This is a genomic window from Saccharopolyspora sp. 7B (genome assembly GCF_020177435.1).
Taxonomy (GTDB): Bacteria; Actinomycetota; Actinomycetes; order Mycobacteriales; family Pseudonocardiaceae; genus Saccharopolyspora_C; species Saccharopolyspora_C gregorii.
Genome location: NZ_JAIUKC010000180.1, coordinates 1 through 21,148, shown reverse-complemented (window position 1 = coordinate 21,148; position 21,148 = coordinate 1). Strand labels below are relative to the sequence as shown.

17 protein-coding genes and 1 tRNA gene are annotated in these 21,148 nt (G+C 73.7%); 12 read left to right on the top strand and 6 right to left on the bottom strand.

Annotated elements, in window-relative coordinates; all coding sequences use genetic code 11:
* The 4 genes from selA to LCD33_RS24455 form a co-directional block, all read right to left on the bottom strand.
* On the bottom strand, positions 1–977 hold a 977-nt coding region (selA, locus tag LCD33_RS24470), incomplete at its 3' end, for an L-seryl-tRNA(Sec) selenium transferase (RefSeq protein ID WP_224978333.1).
* Positions 978–1,028: 51 nt separating this feature from the next.
* On the bottom strand, positions 1,029–1,424 hold the full coding sequence (locus LCD33_RS24465) for a DUF5313 family protein (protein ID WP_224969086.1): 396 nt from the start codon (positions 1,422–1,424) through the stop codon (positions 1,029–1,031).
* A gap of 51 nt (positions 1,425–1,475) precedes the next feature.
* Positions 1,476–1,571: transfer RNA gene (locus LCD33_RS24460), tRNA-Sec, on the bottom strand.
* A 124-nt stretch (positions 1,572–1,695) separates the two neighbouring features.
* Positions 1,696–2,334, bottom strand: a complete 639-nt coding sequence (locus LCD33_RS24455) for a TetR/AcrR family transcriptional regulator (RefSeq protein ID WP_224968297.1) — start codon at positions 2,332–2,334, stop codon at positions 1,696–1,698.
* A 107-nt stretch (positions 2,335–2,441) separates the two neighbouring features.
* Between LCD33_RS24455 and LCD33_RS24450 the strand changes: the two genes are divergently transcribed.
* Both LCD33_RS24450 and selD read left to right on the top strand, forming a co-directional pair.
* A complete protein-coding gene (locus tag LCD33_RS24450) occupies positions 2,442–3,614 on the top strand; it encodes an acyl-CoA dehydrogenase family protein (protein ID WP_224968300.1) in 1,173 nt (390 codons plus the stop codon).
* A 151-nt stretch (positions 3,615–3,765) separates the two neighbouring features.
* On the top strand, positions 3,766–4,770 hold the full coding sequence (gene selD, locus LCD33_RS24445) for a selenide, water dikinase SelD (RefSeq protein WP_224960571.1): 1,005 nt from the start codon (positions 3,766–3,768) through the stop codon (positions 4,768–4,770).
* A 110-nt stretch (positions 4,771–4,880) separates the two neighbouring features.
* Here selD and LCD33_RS24440 read toward each other — a convergent pair whose 3' ends face one another.
* Positions 4,881–5,534 carry a TetR family transcriptional regulator gene (locus LCD33_RS24440; RefSeq protein ID WP_224960569.1) on the bottom strand — a complete coding sequence of 218 codons (654 nt, stop codon included), beginning with the start codon at positions 5,532–5,534 and terminating at the stop codon, positions 4,881–4,883.
* A gap of 120 nt (positions 5,535–5,654) precedes the next feature.
* Here LCD33_RS24440 and LCD33_RS24435 point away from each other — a divergent pair, with 120 nt between their 5' ends.
* From LCD33_RS24435 to LCD33_RS24395, 9 genes are all read left to right on the top strand, one after another.
* Complete coding sequence (locus LCD33_RS24435) at positions 5,655–7,394, top strand: MFS transporter (protein ID WP_224978332.1); 1,740 nt, start codon at positions 5,655–5,657, stop codon at positions 7,392–7,394.
* 97 nt (positions 7,395–7,491) lie between these two features.
* Positions 7,492–10,791 (top strand): formate dehydrogenase, encoded by a 3,300-nt coding sequence (fdh, locus tag LCD33_RS24430; protein ID WP_224968304.1) that lies wholly within the window; start codon positions 7,492–7,494, stop codon positions 10,789–10,791.
* 11 nt (positions 10,792–10,802) lie between these two features.
* Positions 10,803–11,696 carry a 4Fe-4S dicluster domain-containing protein gene (locus tag LCD33_RS24425; RefSeq protein WP_224968306.1) on the top strand — a complete coding sequence of 298 codons (894 nt, stop codon included), beginning with the start codon at positions 10,803–10,805 and terminating at the stop codon, positions 11,694–11,696.
* Positions 11,693–12,634 carry an NrfD/PsrC family molybdoenzyme membrane anchor subunit gene (gene nrfD / locus LCD33_RS24420; RefSeq protein ID WP_224978331.1) on the top strand — a complete coding sequence of 314 codons (942 nt, stop codon included), beginning with the start codon at positions 11,693–11,695 and terminating at the stop codon, positions 12,632–12,634. The genes LCD33_RS24425 and nrfD overlap by 4 nt, the downstream gene beginning before the upstream one ends.
* Before the next feature lie 256 nt (positions 12,635–12,890).
* Positions 12,891–13,592, top strand: coding sequence for an ABC transporter ATP-binding protein (locus LCD33_RS24415; RefSeq protein ID WP_224968308.1), 702 nt, complete (start codon positions 12,891–12,893; stop codon positions 13,590–13,592).
* A complete protein-coding gene (locus LCD33_RS24410; protein ID WP_224978330.1) occupies positions 13,589–15,925 on the top strand; it encodes an ABC transporter permease in 2,337 nt (778 codons plus the stop codon). The genes LCD33_RS24415 and LCD33_RS24410 overlap by 4 nt, the downstream gene beginning before the upstream one ends.
* Before the next feature lie 500 nt (positions 15,926–16,425).
* Complete coding sequence (locus LCD33_RS24405; protein ID WP_224960560.1) at positions 16,426–16,620, top strand: hypothetical protein; 195 nt, start codon at positions 16,426–16,428, stop codon at positions 16,618–16,620.
* A 52-nt stretch (positions 16,621–16,672) separates the two neighbouring features.
* Positions 16,673–18,076: a MurT ligase domain-containing protein gene (locus tag LCD33_RS24400; RefSeq protein WP_224968312.1), complete on the top strand. Its 1,404-nt coding sequence runs from the start codon at positions 16,673–16,675 to the stop codon at positions 18,074–18,076.
* Complete coding sequence (locus tag LCD33_RS24395) at positions 18,073–18,795, top strand: type 1 glutamine amidotransferase (RefSeq protein ID WP_224960556.1); 723 nt, start codon at positions 18,073–18,075, stop codon at positions 18,793–18,795. Before LCD33_RS24400 ends, LCD33_RS24395 begins: the two co-directional genes overlap by 4 nt.
* 10 nt (positions 18,796–18,805) lie before the next feature.
* On the opposite strand, the gene murJ is transcribed toward LCD33_RS24395, so the two are convergent.
* A complete protein-coding gene (murJ, locus tag LCD33_RS24390) occupies positions 18,806–20,422 on the bottom strand; it encodes a murein biosynthesis integral membrane protein MurJ (RefSeq protein WP_224968316.1) in 1,617 nt (538 codons plus the stop codon).
* A 149-nt stretch (positions 20,423–20,571) separates the two neighbouring features.
* On the opposite strand from murJ, the gene LCD33_RS24385 reads away from it, so the two are divergent.
* Positions 20,572–21,048, top strand: a complete 477-nt coding sequence (locus tag LCD33_RS24385) for a YkvA family protein (RefSeq protein WP_224960553.1) — start codon at positions 20,572–20,574, stop codon at positions 21,046–21,048.
* The last annotated feature ends 100 nt before the right edge of the window (positions 21,049–21,148 follow it).

The window sequence follows — 21,148 nt, the reverse complement described above, 5'->3', positions numbered from 1 at the left end:
GTGGGGGTGGCGGGGCCGCGGATGGTGGCTTCGAGGGCGGCGAGGGTGAGCTTGTCGACGCGCAGTGCGCGGGCCAGCGGGTGCCGTCGCAGCCGGGTGATCAGGTCGGTGGTGCCGAGCAGCAGGCCGGCTTGGGGGCCGCCGAGGAGTTTGTCGCCGCTGGCGGTGACGAGGTCGGCTCCGGCGGCGAGGGTGCGTTGCGCGTCGGGTTCGGCGGGCAGCTTGGGGTGCGGGTGCAGCAGGCCGGAGCCGATGTCGGCGACGACGGGTGCGGGCAGGGTGCGGAGTTCGGCGACGGCCACGTGGGAGGTGAAGCCGGTGATGCGGAAGTTCGAGGGGTGGACCTTGAGCACGAAGCCGGTGTCGGGTCCGATGGCGTCCTGGTAGTCGGCGAGGTGGACCCGGTTGGTGGTGCCGACTTCGCGCAGTCGCGCGCCGGTGGCGGTGAGCAGGTCGGGGATGCGGAATCCGTCGCCGATCTCGACGAGTTCGCCGCGGGCGAGCACGATCTCGCGGCCCGCGGCGAGGGCGGTGGCCGCGAGGGAGAGGGCGGCGGCTCCGTTGTTGACGACGTGGGCGTCTTCGGCGGCGGGTACGGCGTCGATCAGGGCGTCGCGCGTGCCGCGGCCGCGGGGGCCGCGTCGTCCGGTGGTGAGGTCGAGTTCGACGTCGCTGGTGCCCGCGGTGGCGCGCACCGCGTCGATGGCGGCGTCGGAGAGGGGGGCGCGGCCGAGGTTGGTGTGCAGCAGCACTCCGCTGGCGTTGATGACCCGGCGCATGCCGCAGGCGGTGTCGGGGAGTGCGGCGCGGGCGGCGGCGGCGACCTGCTCGGGTGGCAGGTGGCCGTGGCGGGCCTGCTGCTGGGCGTCGTGCACGGCGCGGCGCACCACGTCGTGGCCGAGCCGGTCGGCGGCGCCGTGCAGCAGGGGGTCGGCCAGCACCCGGTCCGTGGCGGGGATCCGGCGGCGCGCGTCCATGCGGCGCAGCCTAGGAGCCCGGCGGGGGTCGTGCTGCGCGCGATCGCGTGATCAGGAGTGTTCGCCGCGCCAGGTGGCGCGGTAGCGGGCGGCGGCGTCGGCGTCCAGCTGGGAGCGCACGGCGGAGGCGTGGCCGGGCGGGAAGCCGTGGCGGGCGAGGCGGGCGTCGACGCTCTCCACCGAGCTGGTCAGCACGATCCGCAGCACCACCAGCACGCCGAGCAGCACGGAGCCCAGTGCGATCGGCCAGGATCCACCGGCCCACCACAGCACGCCGAACAGCAGCGCGATCAGCGGGAGCACGTGCAGCAGGCCGCGCAGGCAGACCCGCAGCACCCAGGTGGAGCAGGTCGCGTCGCGCAGCACCCAGTCGCGGTAGGTGGGGGGCAGCGTGCCGCCGTACTGGTAGTACAGCCAGCGCACCGGTCCGGGCCGCTCGATCGCCACGGCGGGCAGTGTAGTCGGCGTGCGGTGCTGGGCCGGTGGGTGCTGGGCCGGTGGCGGAGGCGGACGGGAATCGAACCCGCCTGGCCGAGGTGCTCGGCCACGTCGGTGTTGAAGACCGCGGGGGCCACCAGGCGCCCTGACGCCTCCTCCGCCCGTCGGGGGGGCGGCGCCCCCCCCCCGCCGGGGGGGGGGGGGGCGCCCCACCTACGCGGGGGGGGGGGGGCGCGCTGCCCGGGGCCCGTTGCCCAGTGCGCGGGGTCAGCGCGCGGGGTCAGTGTTCGCGGTCGGGGGTGCGCAGGTAGGCGAGTCCCATTTCGGCGAGTTCGTCGGCGTAGCGGCGCATCGTGGGTTCGTCGGCGGGCCGGTCGGGGCGCACCGAGTTGTGGAAGCAGGCGCCCAGCAGGGCGCGGGCGACGGCGTCGAGGGCGGCGCCGGGGTCGTCGCGGCGGATGTCGCCGGTGTGCGGGGTGGCGGCGTCGATCAGCAGCCGGTGCACTTCGGTGATGGTGCGGGCGCCGCGGTCGAGGACGTCGATCTCGTGGGCGCGCAGCAGGTAGGGGAACAGGGATCGGGTCGAGGTGAACGAGCGCAGCAGCGCGTCGGTGTAGGCGTGCAGGACGCCGGTCAGGGTGGGTTCGGCGGTGCGCAGCGCGTCGGCGAGGTCGGTTTCGCGCTGGTGCAGCATCCGGTCGGTGAGGGCGGCGAGGAGTTGGTCCTTGCCGTCGAAGCGGCGGTAGATGGAGCCGACGGACACTCCGGCGCGTTCGGCGACGCCGGTGATCGTGAGTTGTTCGAGGCCGATGTCGAAGGCGAGTTCTTCGGCGGCTTCCAGGACGCGGGCCAGGGTGGCGGCGCTGCGGGCTTGGCGGGGTTGCCGGTAGTGCGCCTGGGGGTCCGGCTCGTCGGTCATGCCCGCATCGTATCGGCGCTGATCGGGCCGGTTCGTCCTTGACGGGTGGCGCCCACCGCCCGCTATATTCGAGAACGAGAATTCACGTTCGCATTTGGAGGTTCGTCATGCCGACCCCCGAGGACGAGGGCACCGCGCTGCTGCACGCCATCCGGGCGCACCGCCCGCGGCTCGCCGAAGGCGGATTCGCCGCCGACCGCGACAACGCCGACCCCACCGGCAACCTCGCGCTGCTCGCCGAACTCGGCACCGCTCGGCTCGTCGTGCCCGCCGCCCACGGCGGGCTCTGGGACGGCACCGAACGCGGCGGCTGGGGCACCCTCATCCGCGCGGTCCGCGAGATCAGCGCCGGCGACGGGCCCACCGGGCAGAACTGGCTCACCACCGCCCTGGTCACCCGCGAACTGTTCGGCCCCGGCAACGGACTGCCGCGCGGCACCCGGGAGGAGCTGGCGCACCGGGTGCTGCACGACGGGCTGCGGTTCGTCTCCTCCGTCGCCGAAACCGGCACCACCGGCAAGGTCACCGCCCGCCGCGTCGACGGGGGAGTGCTGGTCACCGGTACCAAGACCTTCAACTCCAACAGCGGCGGTGGCGGGGCCGCGCTCGTGCGCTGCCTGCTCGACGGCGCCCCGCACCAAGCGCTGGTCGACCTCGACGACCCGCGGATCGAAGCCCACGACGACTGGGACAACATGGGCCAGCGCGGCACCCGCAGCCGCACCCTCACCTACCGGGACGTCTTCGCCCCCGACGGCCACCACCGGCCCGCCCCGGCCACACCCTCCCCGGTGTTCCTCGGCGCGGTGATGCTGCTGCACGCGGCGCTGCTGCAAGGCATCGGCGAAGGTGCCCTCGACGCCCTGCTCGGGCACGCCCGCACCATGACCCGCGGCTCGCTGCCCCGCTTCGCCGGACCCGCCGACGACCCGCTGGTGCTGCGCCGCATCGGCGCCACCTCCAGCAGGCTCGCCGCCTCCCGCGCCCTGCTGCACGCCGCCGCCGACCGGCTCGAAACCGGCGCCGAGGAGACCGACGAGACGACAGTCGACTGCTTCCGCGCCAAGGTCGCCGCCGTCGAGGCCTCCCTCGAGGCCGCCGCCGAGATCCACGAGATCACCGGCGCCCGCAGCACCTCCCACGCCCACCGCTACGACCGGTTCTGGCGCAACGCCCGCACCTTCGCCTCCCACGACCCCGTCGACGCCAAGAACGTCTACATCGGCCGCTACGAACTCACCGGCACCGTCGCCGAACCGTCCAGCGTCATCCGGTTCTGACCGCACCCGGCGACGCCCGGTGGTCCCGCCCGCGCCGCCGCCGGGACCACCGACGTGCGCACGTGCGCCGAGCCGCGCCCGACGGGCCGCGAACGGGTCGATCCCCCCGCGAACCGGGCACCGGGTCGACGAGGTGGATACGGTCGGTGACGTGACGGAACTCGACGCGCCCACCCGGTACCGGCTCACCCAGTACGCCCACGGCGGCGGCTGCGCCTGCAAGATCCCGCCCGGAGAGCTGGAGGAGATCGTCGCCGACCTGCGCGGCGTGCCCGACCCGGCGCTGCTGGTCGGCCTCGACGACGGCGACGACGCCGCCGCGGTCCGCATCGACCCGGCCGGGCAGGCGGTGGTCAGCACCGCGGACTTCTTCACCCCCGTCGTCGACGACGCCTACGACTGGGGCCGGATCGCGGCCACCAACGCCCTGTCCGACCTCTACGCGATGGGCGCCCGCCCGGTGCTGGCGATCAACCTGCTGTGCTGGCCCCGCGACCGGCTCCCGCTGGAACTGGCCCGCGAGGTGCTGCGCGGCGGCCTCGACGTCGGCCGCGCCGCGGGCTGCCCCGTCGCAGGCGGGCACAGCGTCGACGACCCCGAACCCAAGTACGGCATGGCCGCCACCGGCACCGCCGACCCCGACGCGCTGCTGCGCAACGACGCCGGGCGCGCCGGGCTGCCGCTGTCGCTGACCAAACCCCTCGGCATCGGCGTGCTCAACACCCGGCACAAGGCCACCGGCGAGGTGTTCCCGCAGGCCGTGGCCGCCATGACCGAGCTCAACGCCGAGGCCTCGGCCGCCGCGCTGGCCGCCGGGGCGCGCTGCGCGACCGACGTCACCGGGTTCGGGCTGCTCGGGCACCTGCTGAAACTGGTGCGCGCCAGCGGGGTCTCCGCCGTCCTCGACTCCGCCGCCGTGCCCTACCTGGACGGGGCGCGGGAGGCGCTGCGCGACGGGCACGTCAGCGGCGGCACGCACCGCAACCTCGACTGGGTGCGCCCGCACTGCGCCCTCGCCGCCACCAGCGAGGGCGAGGCGCTGCTGCTGGCCGACGCCCAGACCTCCGGCGGGCTGCTGGTGGCCGGTGAGGTCCCCGGCGCGCCCGTCGTCGGCGAACTCGTCCCGCGCGGCGAACACCTCATCACCGTGCGCTGACCCGGTACGCGGCTGCGGGTGCCCACCGCCGCCCGACCGGGTCGGGGTGGTGTGGCGGCGCGACCAGGTTCGCGAGGACTCCGGCCCGCACCCGTCCGGGCCGGAACGGGTCAGGGCAGGGGACGGCCGATCGGGTCCGCGGTGACCTCGCGCAGGCCCGCGGAGGTCTCGGCGAGCAGTTCCGCGAGGATGTCGCGCAGCGTCGCGCCGTCGGTGCGCACCAGCCACGACCGCATCGCCGAACCGAAGCAGGTCATCATCAGCATCGACCACGTGTACAGCCGCGGATCGGGTTCGCCGCCACCGCAGTGCTCGGCGAGGCTGGTCGCCACCTCGTGCACCCAACGCCGGTGCATCAGGTGCGATTCGTAGTCGCCCCCGGCCTCCAGGGAATCCAGCAGCTGCGCGCGCATCAGGTGCTGGCGGCGATCGGCCTGCACCCGGTCGGCGGTGTCGAACATGGCGGCGGCCAGCTTGCGCATCGGATGCTCGTCGGCGGGCCGGGAGGCCAGCACCTGGTGCATCCGCTCCTGCTCGCGCAGCGAATCGCCGAACAGCACCGCGTCCTTGCTGGGGAAGTGGCGGAAGAAGGTGCGCGGGGCGATGTCGGCGGCCTCGGCGATCTGCTCGACGGTGGTGTTGTCGAAGCCCCGCTCGGTGAACAGCCGCAGCGCCGCCTCCTCGATGCCCGCCCGGGTGCGGGCGGTGCGGCGCCGCCTGCGGTCGACGGGCTCGGCGGAGGGTTCGACGGGTGCGGCGGTCATGCGACCCAGGTTCACCCGGTGTGCACGTTCCGTCAACGGTGACTGATGTCATGAGTGACAAATGGCAGTGGTGACATAACGTGGGTGGGCATCCTGTCGCACGCGAAATGAGGAGACCTCGTGTCCGGTACCCACCCCGAGTCGGCTTCGGGCGGTGCGCACCCCACCGAAGGCCCGAACACCGAAGGCGAGCGCCGCGCCGTCGCCGACGGCATCGACCTGGGGGTCTATCGCCGCCGCTGGACCACGCTGCTGGTCCTGTGCCTGGCGCTGTCGGCGACGATGCTGGCGAACACCTCGCTCGGCGTCGCCCTGCCGTTCCTGTCCCAGGACCTCGGCTCCTCGCTGTCGGACCAGCAGTGGTTCAGCAACGCCTACGCCCTGGTGTTCGCGGGGCTGCTGTTCACCACCTCCACCCTCGCCGACCGCTACGGGCGCAAGCTCATGCTGCAGGCCGGGCTGGTGCTGTTCGGCGCGGTGTCGCTGTACGTGTGCTTCTTCGTCAGCTCCAGCGCCGAGCTGATCGCCGCCCGCGGGCTGCTCGGCCTCGGCGGATCGATGATCATGCCGGTGACGCTGTCCATCCTCACCAGCGTGTTCCCCAGCTCCGAGCGCACCAAGGCGGTCGGGGTGTGGGCCGCGGTCTCCGGCGCCGGAACCGCCCTCGGCCCGGTCATCGCCGGGCTGCTGCTGGAGGTCAGCACCTGGCACGCGGTGTTCGCGATCAACGTGCCCGTCGTCGTGGTCGCCGTGATCGCCAGCATCAAGTACGTGCCGAAGAACGCAGGCAGCGACGCCCCCGTCGAAGGCGGGCACGGCGGCATCGACATCGGCGGCGCGATCCTGTCCACCGTCGGCATCACCGTCGTCGTCTACGGGCTCATCGACGCCCAGCACGTCGGCTGGACCGCGCCCCGCACCCTGATCATGGTCGTGGTCGGGCTGCTGCTCGTCGGCGCGTTCGTCGCCTGGGAACGGCGGGTCAAGGACCCGATGCTGGACATGGACCTGTTCCGCAACGCCGGGTTCTCCGCCTCCGCGGTCGCGCTGACCCTGGTGTTCTTCGCGATGATCGGCGTGTTCTTCTCGCTGAGCCAGACGCTGATCCTGGTGTTCGGGTACTCGCCGCTGGGCTCCTCGGTGGCCATGCTGCCGATGTCGGTGATGATGGTGCTGGTCGCCCCGCAGGTCGGGCGCATCGTGGGCCGGTTCGGCCCGCGCACCACCATCGCCGCGGGCCTGGTGCTCGCCGCCTGCGGCATGGCCGGACTCAGCACCCTGACCGCCGACTCCGGCTACCTGCACCTGCTGCTGCCGCTGGTGCTGACCTCCGGCGGCATGTCGCTGGCGATGGCCCCGGCCACCGACCAGCTGATGGCGAACGTGCCGCGCGCCCGCGCCGGCATGGGTTCGGCCACCAACGACGTCACCCGCGAGGTCGGCGCCTCCCTCGGCGTCGCCGTGCTGGGCAGCGTCCTCGGCAGCGCCTACTCCACCCAGCTGGGCCCGGCCGTGGCCGGATTGCCGCCCGAGGCCCAAGCGATGGCGAAGGAATCGCTGCCCGGTGGGCTGCAGGTCGCCGCGTCCCTCGGGCAGCAGGGCGCGGCCCTGGCCCACGAGGTCGTGGTGTCCTGGATGGGCGGGATGCGCTTCGCCAACCTCGCCGGCGCCGCGCTGATCCTGCTCGCCGCGCTCATCGCGTGGATCTGGATGCCGCGCACGGCCACCCAAGCCGGCACCCCGGCACCCGAGGCCGCGGACGACGCCGGAACCGAGACCGCCGGAACCGAGACCGACCCGGCCGCGGGTGCCGCCGCCGAGCGCGACGACGACCGGCCCGCCGAGAACATCAGCGGCTGACCAGCGGCGAGCACGACCGGCTTGCACCACCGCCGCGGCGGGTGTCCGATGGGGGATCGGGCACCCGCCGTCGTCGTTCGCGGGAGGAGGTCGCCGGATGCCGCAGTGGCTGAACTGGCCGCTGGTCCGCCAGCTCACCGGACCCGACCCGCTCGGGCGCGGCACCGCCGCCCGCTCCCGCCGCACCGACGCGCTCCGCGCCCGCACCCAGGACGCCGACCGGGTCGTGCGCTCGATCTGCCCGTACTGCGCCGTCGGCTGCGGGCAGCAGGTGTTCGTGCGCGACGGAGAGATCACCCAGATCGAAGGCGACCCGGACTCGCCGATCAGCCGCGGCAGGCTCTGCCCCAAGGGCTCCGCCAGCCGCGAACTCGTCACCGCACCCACCCGGCAGGACCGGGTCCGCTACCGGCGCCCGCACGGCACCGAGTGGGAGGACCTCGACCTCGACACCGCACTCGACATGATCACCGACCGCGTGCTGGCCACGCGGGACGCCACCTGGCAGCAGGCCGACGAGGAAGGCAGGCCGCTGCGGCGCACCACGGGCATCGCGAGCCTCGGAGGAGCGACCCTCGACAACGAGGAGAACTACCTCATGAAGAAGCTCTACACCGCCATGGGCGCCATCCAGGTGGAGAACCAGGCGCGCATTTGACACTCCTCCACGGTTCCCGGTCTGGGAACCTCCTTCGGGCGCGGAGGGGCCACGACCTTCCTGCAAGACCTGGCCAACGCCGACTGCATCCTCATCCAGGGTTCCAACATGGCCGAAGCGCACCCCGTCGGCTTCCAGTGGGTGACCGAGGCCCAAGCGCGCGGCGCCACCGTCATCCACGTCGACCCGCGCTTCACCCGCACCTCCGCGGTCGCCGACCAGCACGTGCCGCTGCGCGCGGGCAGCGACATCGCGTTCCTCGGCGGGCTGATCCACCAGGTCCTCGAACGCGACGCCCACTTCCACGACTACGTGGTGAACTACACCAACGCCGCCATGATCATCGGGGAGGAGTTCGCCGACACCGAGGACCTCGACGGCGTGTTCTCCGGGTTCGACCCCGACGAAGGGGCCTACGACCCGAGCAGCTGGCAGTACGAGGGTGCCGAAGCGCTCTCCGCGGTGTCCTGGGAGAAACCGCGCGAGGACCGGCCCGCCAGCCCGCACGGCCGGGAACGCGCGGGCAGCCGACCCGAACGCGCCGGATCCGGCGGGCCCGTCTACCACGGCACCCCCGAGACCGACCCGACGCTGCAGCACCCGCGGTGCGTGTTCCAACTGCTCAAACGGCACTTCGCCCGCTACACCCCGGAGGTGGTCGAGCAGACCTGCGGCGTGCCGCAGGCCGAGTTCCAGCGGGTCGCCGACGCGCTGATCAGCAACTCCGGGCGCGACCGCACCGCCACCATCGCCTACGCCGTCGGCTGGACCCACCACACCGTCGGCGTGCAGTACATCCGCGCCGCCTCCATCCTGCAGCTGCTGCTGGGCAACATCGGCCGCCCCGGTGCGGGCATCCTCGCGCTGCGCGGGCACGCCAGCATCCAGGGCTCCACCGACATCCCCACGCTGTTCAACCTGCTGCCCGGCTACATCCCGATGCCGCAGGCCCAGACCGACCACGACCTCGACGCGTTCGTCGCCACCGACGAGCACGCCCGCGGCTACTGGGCGAACATGCGCTCCTACGTGGTCAGCCTCCTCAAGGCCTGGTGGGGGGACGCGGCGACCCCCGACAACGACTTCGCCTTCGCGAACCTGCCGCGGCTCACCGGCGACCACGGCACCTTCCAGACCGTCGCCGACCAGATCGACGGCAAGGTCAAGGGCTACTTCGTGATCGGGGAGAACCCGGCGGTGGGCACCGCGAACTCGCGGCAGCAGCGGCTCGGGCTGGCCAACCTCGACTGGCTCGTCGTCCGCGACCTCAACATGATCGAAACCGCCACGTTCTGGAAGGACGGGCCCGAAGTCCAGAACGGCGAACTGTCCACCCCGGACATCGGCACCGAGGTGTTCTTCCTGCCCGCCGCCGCCCACACCGAGAAGGACGGCTCGTTCACCAACACCCAGCGGCTGCTGCAGTGGCACCACAAGGCCGTCGAACCCCGCGGGGACCGGCGCAGCGACCTGTGGTTCTACTACCACCTCGGCCGCAGGCTCCGGGAGAAGCTCACCGCCCGCCGCGACCGGCGCACCCCCGAGCAGCAGGAGAACGACCGGCCCCTGCTCGACCTCACCTGGGACTACCCGACCGAAGGCGATATCGCCGAACCCAGCGCCGACGCCGTGCTCCGCGAGATCAACGGCACCGGACCCGACGGCACCACCGTGTCCGGCTACGCCGAACTCCGCGCCGACGGCAGCACCTCCTGCGGCTGCTGGATCTACAGCGGGGTGCACGCCGAGGAGACCAACCAGGCCGCCCGCCGCACCCCCGGACGGGAGCAGAACTGGGTCGCCCCCGACTGGGGCTGGGCGTGGCCGGCGAACCGCCGCGCCCTCTACAACCGCGCCTCCGCCGACCCGCAGGGCAGGCCGTGGAGCGACCGCAAGGCCTACGTGTGGTGGGACGAGGACGCCGGGCGCTGGCGCGGGCACGACGTCCCCGACTTCGAGGCCGACAAGCACCCCGACTACCGGCCCCCCGACGGCGCCACCGGGCCCGCCGGGCTCGCGGGCACCGACCCGTTCATCATGCAGAGCGACGGCCGCGGCTGGCTCTACGTCCCCGCCGGGCTCGTCGACGGGCCGCTGCCCGCCCACTACGAACCGCAGGAATCACCGCTGGCCAACCCGCTGCACGACCGCCAGCAGCGCAACCCCGCCCGCCAGACCCTCTCCCGCCCGGAGAACCGCTACCAGCCCAGCGGGCACGAACCCGGCGCCGAGGTCTACCCGTACGCGTTCACCACGTTCCGCCTCACCGAACACCACACCGCCGGGGGCATGAGCCGCTGGCTGCACCACCTGTCCGAACTCGCCCCGGCCATGTTCGTCGAGGTCTCCCCGGAACTGGCCGCCGAACGCGGCCTGCAGCACCTGGGCTGGGCCACCATCATCACCGCCCGCAGCGCCATCGAAGCCCGCGTGCTGATCACCCGCCGGCTGCGGCCGCTGCGCCTCGGCGACCGCACCCTGCACCAGGTCGGGCTGCCCTGGCACTGGGGGCCGAACGGGCTGAGCACCGGCGACGCCGCCAACGAACTGATCGGAGTGTCCCTGGACCCGAACGTGCACATCATGGAGACCAAGGCCGGGACCTGCGACATCCGCCCCGGCCGCCGCCCCAGGGGCCCCGCGCTCGCCGAGCTCGTCGCCGAGCACCGCAGGCGCGCGGGCATCACCGGGCGCACCGGAACCGAACACGCCGACGACCCCCACGACACCGGACGATGAGGGAGCCAGCCGTGGTCGATCGCACCAGCCTCAGCGGACCGCTGGAGGACCCCGCCGCCGACGCCGGCTACGCCGAGCACCCCGAACGCGTCGGGTTCTTCACCGACACCAGCATCTGCATCGGCTGCAAGGCCTGCGAAGTGGCCTGCAAGGAGTGGAACCTGCTGCCCGAGGACGGCCTGGAACTCACCGGCATGTCCTACGACAACACCGGCGACCTCGGTGCCAGCACCTGGCGGCACGTCGCGTTCGTCGAACAGGAGCTGCCCGCCACCGACCTCGGCATGCCCGGCCTCGGACCACCCGGCGACGGGCCCACCGGCGACGGGGGAGGCGGGGTGCGGTGGCTGATGTCCTCCGACGTGTGCAAGCACTGCACCCACGCCGCCTGCCTCGACGTGTGCCCCACCGGGGCGCTCATCCGCACCGAGCACGGCACCGTGCTCGTGCAGGACGACGTGTGCAACGGCTGCGGCTACTGCGTGCCCGCCTGCCCCTACGGGGTGATCGACATCCGGCCCGGGGACGGCGGCGCGTTCAAGTGCACCCTGTGCCAGGACCGGCTCGGCGCCGGGCTCGCCCCCGCCTGCGCCACCGCCTGCCCCACCGAGTCCATCCAGTACGGGCCGCTCGACGAACTCCGCGCCCGCGCCGCCCGCCGCGTCGACGAACTGCACGAACGCGGTGAGACCGGCGCCCGCCTCTACGGCCACGACCCCGGCGACGGCGTCGGCGGGGACGGCGCGTTCTTCCTGCTGCTCGACGAACCCGAGGTCTACGGGCTGCCACCCGACCCGGTCGTGACCACCCGCGACCTGCCGGCGATGTGGCGGCACGCCGCGGCCGCCGCGGGCACCGCCGCCGCGCTCGTCGCGGTCTGCTTCGCCGGGCGGGGACGGCGATGAGCAGGCGCCGCGGGGAATCGATCGTGCCCGACGCCGAGTTCCGCTCCTACTACGGGCGGCAGATCATCAAGAGCCCCACCTGGAAGGTCCCCGACGTGCCCGCCTACCTGTTCCTCGGCGGGCTGGCAGGCGGCTCGGCGGTGATGGCGGCGCTGGCCGACCTGACCGGGCGGCCCGAGCTGCGCCGCACCGGGCGCGTCGCCGCCGCGGCCGGCGCCGGGGCCAGCGTGCTCGCGCTCGTGCACGACCTGGGGCGGCCGCTGCGGTTCCTGAACATGCTGCGGGTGCTGAAACCGACCTCGCCGCTGAGCGTCGGCTCCTGGATCCTCGCCCCGTTCTCCGGGCTGACCGCCGCCGCGGCCGCCAGCGACCTCACCGGCCTGCTGCCCGGCACCGGCAGGCTCGCGGGCACCGCCGCCGCCGTGCTCGGCCCCGCCATGACCACCTACACCGCGGTGCTGCTGGCCGACACGGCCGTGCCCGGCTGGCACGAGGTGCACCGGGAGCTGCCGTTCGTGTTCGCGGGCAGCGCCGTCTCCAGCGCGGGCGGGATCGCCCTGCTCGCCACCCCGACCGCCCAGGCCGCCCCGGCGCGGCGGATGGCGATCACCGGGTCCGCGCTGGAACTGGCCGCCGAGCACCGCATGCTGCGCCGCGCCGGGCTCGCCGCCGAGGCCTACGACACCGGCACGCCCGGCCGGTTGCTGCGCGCCTCCCGGGTCCTGACCTGGGCCGGTGCGGCCGCGGCGGGGGTGGCCGGACGGGATCGGCGGATCGCGGCGGTCGCCGGGTCGTGTCTGGCCGTGGCCGGGGCCGCCGCTCGCTTCGGGATTTTCGCCGCCGGGCGCCCCCCCCCCCGCGACCCCCGCTACACCGTCGTGCCGCAGCGGGAACGGGCCAACGCCGCTGTCGCCGCGCCCACCGGAGCGGACGGGTAAACCGGGCACCGCGCGAGCGGAGCCGACCCGGCCGCACCCGCGCGGAACGATCTTGCCGAAACCCACCGGAGCGGTTCACCCGGCCGTGTAGGGTTCCGGCCATGCATGATCGGTCGGAGTCCGACGACCGGCCCCGCACGACGCGCCCGGGAACCGGATCGGCCGGGGGAGCACCCGCCGCCCGCGCCGCGGCGCGCGACCGGGAGAATCGAGCCGTCGCACCCGGCCCCCGCAGCACGCAGAAGGAGATCCCAGCATGACCGCGTCCAGGTCCGGCACCGAATCGATGCTCACCGGGACCGATCTGGTCTGCTCCTTCGGCGCCACCCCCGCGCTGCGCGGCGCGGACCTCGCCGTGGACGCCGGTGAGGTCGTCGCCGTCGTCGGTGCCTCCGGCTCCGGCAAGTCCACGCTGCTGCACTGCATGGCCGGGGTCGTCGCCCCCGAATCCGGCACGGTCCGCTTCCGCGGCCGCGACGTCACCGGTATGTCCGACGACGAGCGCAGCGCGCTGCGCCGCTCCGAGTTCGGGTTCGTGTTCCAGTTCGGCCAGCTCGTCCCGGAGCTGAGCGTGCTGGAGAACATCGCGCTGCCGCTGCGCCTCAGCGGTGCCGCCCGCAGCAAGTCCGAGCGCCGCGCCCGCGACTGGGCCGACAAGCTCGGCGTCACCGCCCAGCTCGACAAGCGCCCCGGCGAGATCTCCGGCGGTCAGGGCCAGCGCGCCGCCCTCGCCCGCGCACTGGTCGCCGACCCGTCGGTGATCTTCGCCGACGAACCGACCGGTGCCCTCGACTCCACCGGCGGCCGCGAAGTGATGCAGCTGCTCACCGAGACCGCCTCCGAATCCGGCAGCGCCGTGGTGCTGGTGACCCACGAACCCACCGTCGCCGCCTACGCGCACCGCGAAGTCGTCATCCGCGACGGGCGAACGGCCCTGGCGGAGGAGACCGCGCGATGAGCAGGTCCCGCACCTGGATCGCCGACCTGGTGCTGGGGATCCGCCTCGCCATCGGCGATCGCAACACCCCGTGGGGACGCCTCGCGCTGATGACCATCGGCATCGGCATCGGCGTGCTCGTGCTGCTGGCCAGCGCCGCGCTGCCGAACTGGCTCGACGCCCGCGACCAGCGCATCGCCGCCCGCGACATGGCCCACGCCACGGCCGAGCAGTCGCAGGTCCCGGCAGCGGTGCTCGGCTTGGACGGCAGGACCGCGTTCGGCCGGGAAGCGGTGGAGGGCCTGCTCGTCGAACCGCGGCACCCGGACGCCCCGCTGCCCGCCGGGTTGGACCACTACCCGGCCGTGGGAGAGCTGATCGTGTCCCCGGCACTGGCGGACCTGCTGGCCCGGCCCGGAACCGAGCTGCTGCGGGACCGCCTGCCCGGCACCGTCACCGGCACCATCGGCGACGACGGACTGCTCACGCCGGGAGAGCTGTACTACTACGCGGGCGCCAGCGGGCTGACCGAGTGGAACGCCGACTACCGCGTCGACGACCACTTCGGCGAGACCCACGACGACAAGTTCAACTCGACGCCGGAAACCCTGATGCTGTGGTCGATCGGCGCCTGCGCACTGCTGCTGCCGGTCATCGTGTTCGTGATCAGCACGACCAGGCTGGCCGAGGCCGCCCGCCAACGCAGGCTCGCCGCACTGCGCCTCGTCGGCGCGAGCGCCTGGCAGGTGCGCCGCATCGCCTCCGGCGAAACCCTCGTCGGCGCCACCACCGGCGTGCTCGCCGGGTGGGTGCTGTTCGCGGTGTGCCACTGGGCGGTGGACCGGCTCGAGGTGGCGGGCTTCTCGGCGTTCGTCGACGACTTCACGCCCGTGTGGTGGCTGGCGGCGCTGATCACCGCGGGTGTTCCGCTGACCACCGTGCTGATCGCGCTGGCCGCGCTGCGCGGCGCGGTCGGCGACCCGCTCGGTGCGGTGCGCCAGGCGATGCCCCGCCGCCGTCGGTTGTGGCCGCGGCTGGTGCCGCTCGTGCTGGGCATGGTGGGCGTCACGGTCCCCTGGACCGAGATCGGGTCCTCGGACCTGCGCATCTCGATCCCGGTCTTCGCGGTGGCGCTGGTGTTGCTGTCGGTGCCGCTGCTGCTGCCCTGGATCGTGGAGAACGTCGCCCGGCGCTGGCACACAGGCCCGCTCGCCTGGCAACTAGCACTGCGCAGGCTGCACCTGACCAGCGGCACCGCGGCCCGCTCCGTCAGCGCCATCGCTGTCGTCGTCACCGGCATCATCGCCCTCCAGACCATGGTTGCCTCCCTCGAACAGCAGTACCAGCGGCTGTCCACCCGGACGAGCACATCGGAGGTGAACGTCTACGGGCAGGAGGACCTGACCGGCCGGGAAGGGTTGAGCGCCACGCGGGACGAGATCGCCGCGCTGCCCGGGGTCCGCTCGGTGACGGCCCAGCACACGGTTTCCCTGCGTTCCGGAGAACGTTCCGCCGCGTCGGTGGCGATCGCCGACTGCGCCACGATCAGCCGGATCATCGAGGTCGGGGAGTGCCGCGACGGTGACGCCTTCTCACCAACCCGCACCGAGCACAGCCCACCCGAAGAAGGTCAACGGCCGCTGCGCGAAGGGGAGCGGTGGGAGATCGACCGGTCCGGTTCGAACGCCACCGGGCCGGGCACCATCGCCTGGATCGTCCCGCCCGTGCTCCCCGCAGGCCCGCGCACGCCCGAGGCGCTCAACGCGCCGAACCTGGTGCTGACCCCGGCCGCCGCCGCGGGGATCCCGATGGAGATCCGCCGGGTGAGCCTCACCGTGATGCGCGACGAGCACGCGCCACCGCAGCTGCTCGACCAGATCCGCACCGCGGCCTGGCACCACCTGCCGAACCCGGACATCTACGAGAGCTACACCGAGGGGACCGACCCGCGCATCGCGTTGAACCTGGTCAAGTACGGGCTGCTGGCAGGGGCCCTGGTGGTGTTCTCGCTGATCGGGTGCAGCCTGCTGGTCACCGCCGTCGAACAGATCCACGAACGGGCCCGCCCGATGGCCGTGCTCGGTGCGGTGGGGGCCAAGCGCAGCACCCTCGTCTGGTCGGCCTTCCTGCAGAACGCCGTACCCATGCTCTTGGCCCTGGTGGTCGCCGTCCCGGTCGGTTACGTCCTCGGCGGGGTGCTCATGGCGGCGGGGTTCACGCTCCTGCCCGCCGTGGACCTGCCGGGGATGGCGGCGGTGCTGGCCTTCGCCGCCGTGTCGGTGCTCGTCGTCACCGCACTGACCGCACCCACCCTGTCCAAAGCCATGAACAGCGACGGCCTCCACGTCGAATAGCTCTCTTCGCGGCTCGCCGGAGGCCGTTGATCAGGTGGTCGGCAGCTCAGCGGCTGCGGGAACGACCCGCTGCGCGCGTTCGACGACCCGAGGCCGTCGCCCTCGGCCGCCAGCAGACCGGGTCACTTCAGCCGCCTGCGCCGCAGGTCCGACCGGATGTCCCACGCCGTCCACCACACCCCGCCGAACGCCATCGCCCCCAGCACGAAAAGCACCCAGTACTCGGTCATCGCACGACTCCCCGGTCCCCGGCGGGACCCCAGCGCGTCACCGCGTCCGGCGGTCCCGGCACCGGACGCGGTGACGACCCTAGTGAGCCGCGACGCCTGATCGCCGGACGAGACCGCGGCACCGAGCTCGCCGCGCACGACCGGAACGTGCAGCCCGGCCGGGTGACGCCCCGGCATGTCGGCACCGGTCCGTGACCGACGCGCTCCGACCATGGGGGCCACGCCGGAAACCCGGCTCAGCCGACACGGGGAAGGAGGTGCCGAGGAGTCGTGTTCCCCGCACATCAGGTGGTGCTCGCCGAATCGCTGCAGACCCACGGGCAGGTCGGTGCGCTGACGTTGACCGCCGGTGGCCTGCTCGGATTCGTCGCGCTGTATCGGCGGCGCCGGGCCACACTGTCGAAGCGGCGGGCGAGGGCGGTGAGCAGGCCGGACCTGGTCGATCCCCTGGTCCCGCGGCAGTGAGGTGAGCCGGACACCGGCCACCGCACCGCTGTTCGTCAAGGGGGAGTGACGAATGACCGGAACCAGAAGGGACGGCGAGCAGGGCGAGACCGCGGAGCCCGACGGCGAGCGGACCGCGGCGGGCGAGGGGGTCCCGCCGCCGCCCCGCGCGGCCGACGACGCGACGCCCACCGACCCGGCCGTGGTCCCGCCGTGGCGGGTGATCGCCCCGCCGCATCCCGGCGGACCCGCCACCGGCAGGCCGCTGCGCACCTCGCTGGCCGTCGGCGCGGGCCGCGTCGTCGCAGGCATGTCTCGGCGGCTGCGCCTGGGCAGCGGCGGCATGATCGGCGGCAGGCTGGCGCTGAGCCTGCAACCCGGCCTGCTCGGCAGGCTCGCCGCGGGCCGGCGCATCGTCATGATCACCGGCACCAACGGCAAGACCACCACCACCGCACTGGTCGCCGAAGCCCTGCGCAGCCGCGGCACCGCCACCAGCAACGTCACCGGCGCGAACATGCTCGACGGGCACGTCGCCGCGCTGATGACCGACCTGTCCGCGCCGTTCGCCGCCCTCGAAGTGGACGAACTGCACCTCGCCCAGGTCACCGCCGAGTTCGCGCCGTCGGTGATCGTGCTGCTCAACCTCAGCCGGGACCAGATGGACCGCGTCGGGGAGATCCGCACCGTGCAGCGCAGCCTGCGCGCCGCGCTGGAACGCGTGCCGCGGACCCGCGTCGTCGCCAACCGCGACGACCCGAACATCGTCTCCGTCGCCGCCGGGCACCCCGGGGTGACGTGGGTGTCCGGCGGGGCGCGCTGGATCCACGACGCGTCGAACTGCCCGCGCTGCGGCGCGGGCATCACCGACCTCGACGGGCCGTGGCGCTGCGAGTGCGGCCTGGCCCGCCCCGAGGCGGACTGGACGGTCACCGCGGAGGCGGTCCTCGGCCCGGACGGGCGGGCGCGGCAGCTGAGCCTGCAGCTGCCCGGGCACGTCAACCGGATCAACGCCACCTTCGCGGTCGCCGCCGCCGCCGAACTCGGCTGCGACCCGGACCGGGTGCTGGCCCGGATCGCCGACCTGCGCCAGGCCAGCGGCCGCTACGCCACCGTGCTGCTCGACGACCGGGTGGTGCGGCTGCTGCTGGCGAAGAACCCGGCGAGCTGGCTGGAGATGCTCGACCTGGTCTCCGGGCACGACCGGCCGCTGGTGCTGGTGGTCAACAGCAGGGAGGCCGACGGCTACGACGTCTCCTGGCTGTGGGACGTGGACTTCGAGTCGTTGCGCGGGAGGGCGGTGCTGGTGACCGGCGAACGGGGCTTGGACCTGGCGGTGCGGTTGCGGTACGCGGGGGTGCGCTGTGAGGTGGTGAGTACCCCGCAGGACGCGCTGGGCCGCAGCGGGGCCGAACCGGATGTGATCGCGAACTACACCGCCTTCCGCGACCTGCTGGCCCGGAGCGTGACCCGATGAGCGGGGGCGTGCGGATCGCGCTGCTGCTGCCGGACCTGCTGGGCACCTACGGGGACCGCGGGAACGTGCTGGTGCTGGAGCAGCGGCTGGCGTGGCGGGGCATCCCGAGCGAGACGGTGACGGTGCTGTCGTCCGCCCCGGAGGTGCCGGAGTCCTGCGACGTGTACCTGCTGGGCGGCGGTGAGGACGTGGCGCAGACCGCGGCGATGCGGGTGCTGTCGCGTTCGCCCGGCCTGCAGCGCGCGGCGGCGCGCGGGGTGCCGGTGCTGGGGATCTGCGGGGGCCTGCAGCTGCTGGGCACCGAGTTCACCACCGGCGACGGGGTGCGCCACGAAGGCCTGGGGCTGGTGGACGCGGTCACCGAACCCGCCGGGGAACGCGCGATCGGCGAGGTGACGGCGAACTCGGTGCTGGCCGGGGTGGGGATGCTGACCGGCTTCGAGAACCACCTGGGCCGCACCAGGCTCGGTGCGGGTTCGGTCCCGCTGGGGCGGGTGACCCGGGGCACCGGCAACGGGCACGAGCGCGCGGAGGGCGCGGTGCGCGGGCACGTGGTGTGCACCTACCTGCACGGCCCGATCCTCGCGCGGAACCCGGCGCTGGCGGACCTGCTGCTGGAGTGGGCGATGGGGGCGCCGCTGCAGCCGATCGCGGAACCGGAGGAGCTGGCAGCGCTGCGGGTGGAGCGCACCCGGGTGCGGGCGCGCAACCCGAAGTGAGCCTGCGCGCTCAGCGCCGGCGCAGCGCTTCGCGCACCGGTTGCACTTCGGGGGCGCGCACCAGCAGCAGGCCGCCGAAGCTCGCGACGAGCACGACGACGCCGTCCACGACGAGCGTGATCCACGCACCGGCCACGGCACCGGTCTCGCCGAGCGCGGCGTGCACGGCCCGGTCGGCGGCGAGGGCGCAGCCGCAGGCCACCGCGGTGACCGCGAGCGCGCGCAGCAGGCTCCCCGCGGTGCGGCGTGTGTCGACGCCGCCGACGCGGGCCCGCAGCCACAGCTGCCCGACCAGCGCACCGAGGGCGAAGCTCAGCGACATGGCGAGCGCGACGCCGACGACGAGGTCCTCCGGGTCGGTGGTGGCCAGGAACAGGTAGCACAGCCCCGACCGGAACACGACCATGATCAGGTTGATGGCGGTGGGCGTGCGGGCGTCCTTCATGGCGTAGAAGGCGCGCAGCTGCAGCATGGTGATCGCGAACGGCACGATGCCCAGCGCGCACACCCCGATGGTGGCGCCGAGCCGGTCGGCGGCGGCGATGCCGTTGTTGCCGAGGGAGAAGAACGCGATGCCCAGCGAGCCCCCGGCGACGAGCATGAGCGCGCTGATCGGCAGCAGCAGCACCCCGCTCATCCGGGTGCCCAGCGACAGGTCGACGACGAACGCGCGGGTGTCGGGGTCGGTGGCGGAGCGGCTGATGCGCGGCATGAGCGCGGTCAGCAGGGACACCCCGAGCACGCCGTAGGGGACCTGGGACAGCAGCCACGCGTAGGTGAAGGTGGCGACGCTGCCCTCGGTGCCCTGGGCGCCGACGCGGGTGGTGACGATCATGCCGAACTGGCTGATCAGCGTGTAGAGCACCACCCACCCGGCGAGCGAGGCGAACTCGCCGAGCCGGTGGTCCCAGCCCCACCGCCAGCGGTAGCGGAAACCGGTGCGGCGCAGGGAGACGGCGACGACGAGGCTCTGCGCGACGATGCCGAGCGCGGTGCCGATGCCGAGCACGAGCAGCTTCGGTTCTCCCATGCGCACCGGGTCGAGGGTGATGGTGCCGGGCAGCAGCACGAACACCCCGGCCGTGGTGAGCACGACGAGGTTGTTCACCACGGGCGCCCAGGCGGGCGGGCCGAACACGTGCCGGGCGTTGAGCACCGCCGACAGCAGCGCGGACAGGCCGTAGAAGAGGATCGCCGGCAGCAGCAGGTAGGCGAAAGCGGTGGTCAGCGCGGTGTTGGCGCGGGTGTGGGCGCCGAGGTAGAGCGCGGTGAGCAGCGGTGCGGTGGCGACGGCGACGACGGTGGCCCCCGCCATGAGCACCCCACCCGTGGTGATCAGCCATTGGGCGTACTGCTCGCCGTTGCGTTCGCCGCGCTGCTGGGCGCGCACCAGCAGCGGGACGGCGACGCTGGTGAGAACGCCGCCGAGGAGCAGTTCGTTGACGACGGTCGGCAGCGTGTTGGCCACCGTGTAGGAGTCGTTGACCATGCCGAGGCCGAGGACGGCGACGAGCACGACCTTCGAGGCGAGTCCGGTGATGCGGCTGACGACGGTGGCGATGGCCATCGTGCCGCCCGCGCGGGCCAGCGACGGTTGCCGACGTGTCGGTTCGGCCTGTTCGACCACGGTGCCCCCCTGCTGTCCGCCCGGCCCTCGGCGACTGTGGCACGGATCGTGGTGGCCCGCGTGCCGGTCGGACCGGGCGGGTGATCGGGGCGGCGCGGCGGCTCGTGGCAGGCTGGTGCCGGTTCCCGTGCTCGTGAGGGGTGTTCGTGATGATCGCCGTTGGTGGAGTGCTCGTCCTGGCCGGCGTGGTGGCGCTGGTGGTCGGGGACTGGAGCGGGCAGGGCTGGCTGGTGCCGGGCGGCCTGATCGCGGCGGGCATCGGCGTGGTGATCGCCGGGCTGGTCGCGCTGGTGCGGCGCAGGCTCGCCCCGGTGCGGGCGGCGCGGCGGGCGCACCGCTCGGCGCCGGGCACGGGTGGTCCGGTGCGGCGGTTGCGGGCGATCCCGTCGATGGTCGCGGCGCCGTGGCGCGGCCGGCCCGCGGCGGTGCCGCGCTACCAGACGGTGCTGTGGCTGGCGGGGGTGCTGTACCTGATCTGGCCGCTGGATTTCGTGCCGGACCTGCTGCCGCTGGTGGGCATCACCGATGACATCGGGGTGGGGGCGTGGCTGCTGACGAGCCTGTACGCGGAGGCGGGCAACCAGCTGGCGCGGGAGACCGACGACGAGGACGCGGGCGAGGCGTGACCGTGCCGGGGGGCCCCCCGGGGGCGGGGGGGGCCCGGGGGGGGGGGCGGGGGGGGGGGGGGATAAGCGCCCCGATGATAACCCCCCGAGCGGGAGGGGG

Excerpts from the sequence above, each read along its gene's own strand:
- LCD33_RS24415 (WP_224968308.1), top strand. The coding sequence starts at position 12,891 with ATGACCGCGTCCAGGTCCGGCACCGAATCGATGCTCACCGGGACCGAT.
- nrfD (WP_224978331.1), top strand. The coding sequence starts at position 11,693 with ATGAGCAGGCGCCGCGGGGAATCGATCGTGCCCGACGCCGAGTTCCGC.
- LCD33_RS24450 (WP_224968300.1), top strand. The coding sequence starts at position 2,442 with ATGCCGACCCCCGAGGACGAGGGCACCGCGCTGCTGCACGCCATCCGG.
- LCD33_RS24410 (WP_224978330.1), top strand. The coding sequence starts at position 13,589 with ATGAGCAGGTCCCGCACCTGGATCGCCGACCTGGTGCTGGGGATCCGC.
- LCD33_RS24385 (WP_224960553.1), top strand. The coding sequence starts at position 20,572 with ATGATCGCCGTTGGTGGAGTGCTCGTCCTGGCCGGCGTGGTGGCGCTG.
- LCD33_RS24455 (WP_224968297.1), bottom strand. The coding sequence starts at position 2,334 with ATGACCGACGAGCCGGACCCCCAGGCGCACTACCGGCAACCCCGCCAA.
- LCD33_RS24400 (WP_224968312.1), top strand. The coding sequence starts at position 16,673 with ATGACCGGAACCAGAAGGGACGGCGAGCAGGGCGAGACCGCGGAGCCC.
- LCD33_RS24395 (WP_224960556.1), top strand. The coding sequence starts at position 18,073 with ATGAGCGGGGGCGTGCGGATCGCGCTGCTGCTGCCGGACCTGCTGGGC.
- LCD33_RS24440 (WP_224960569.1), bottom strand. The coding sequence starts at position 5,534 with ATGACCGCCGCACCCGTCGAACCCTCCGCCGAGCCCGTCGACCGCAGG.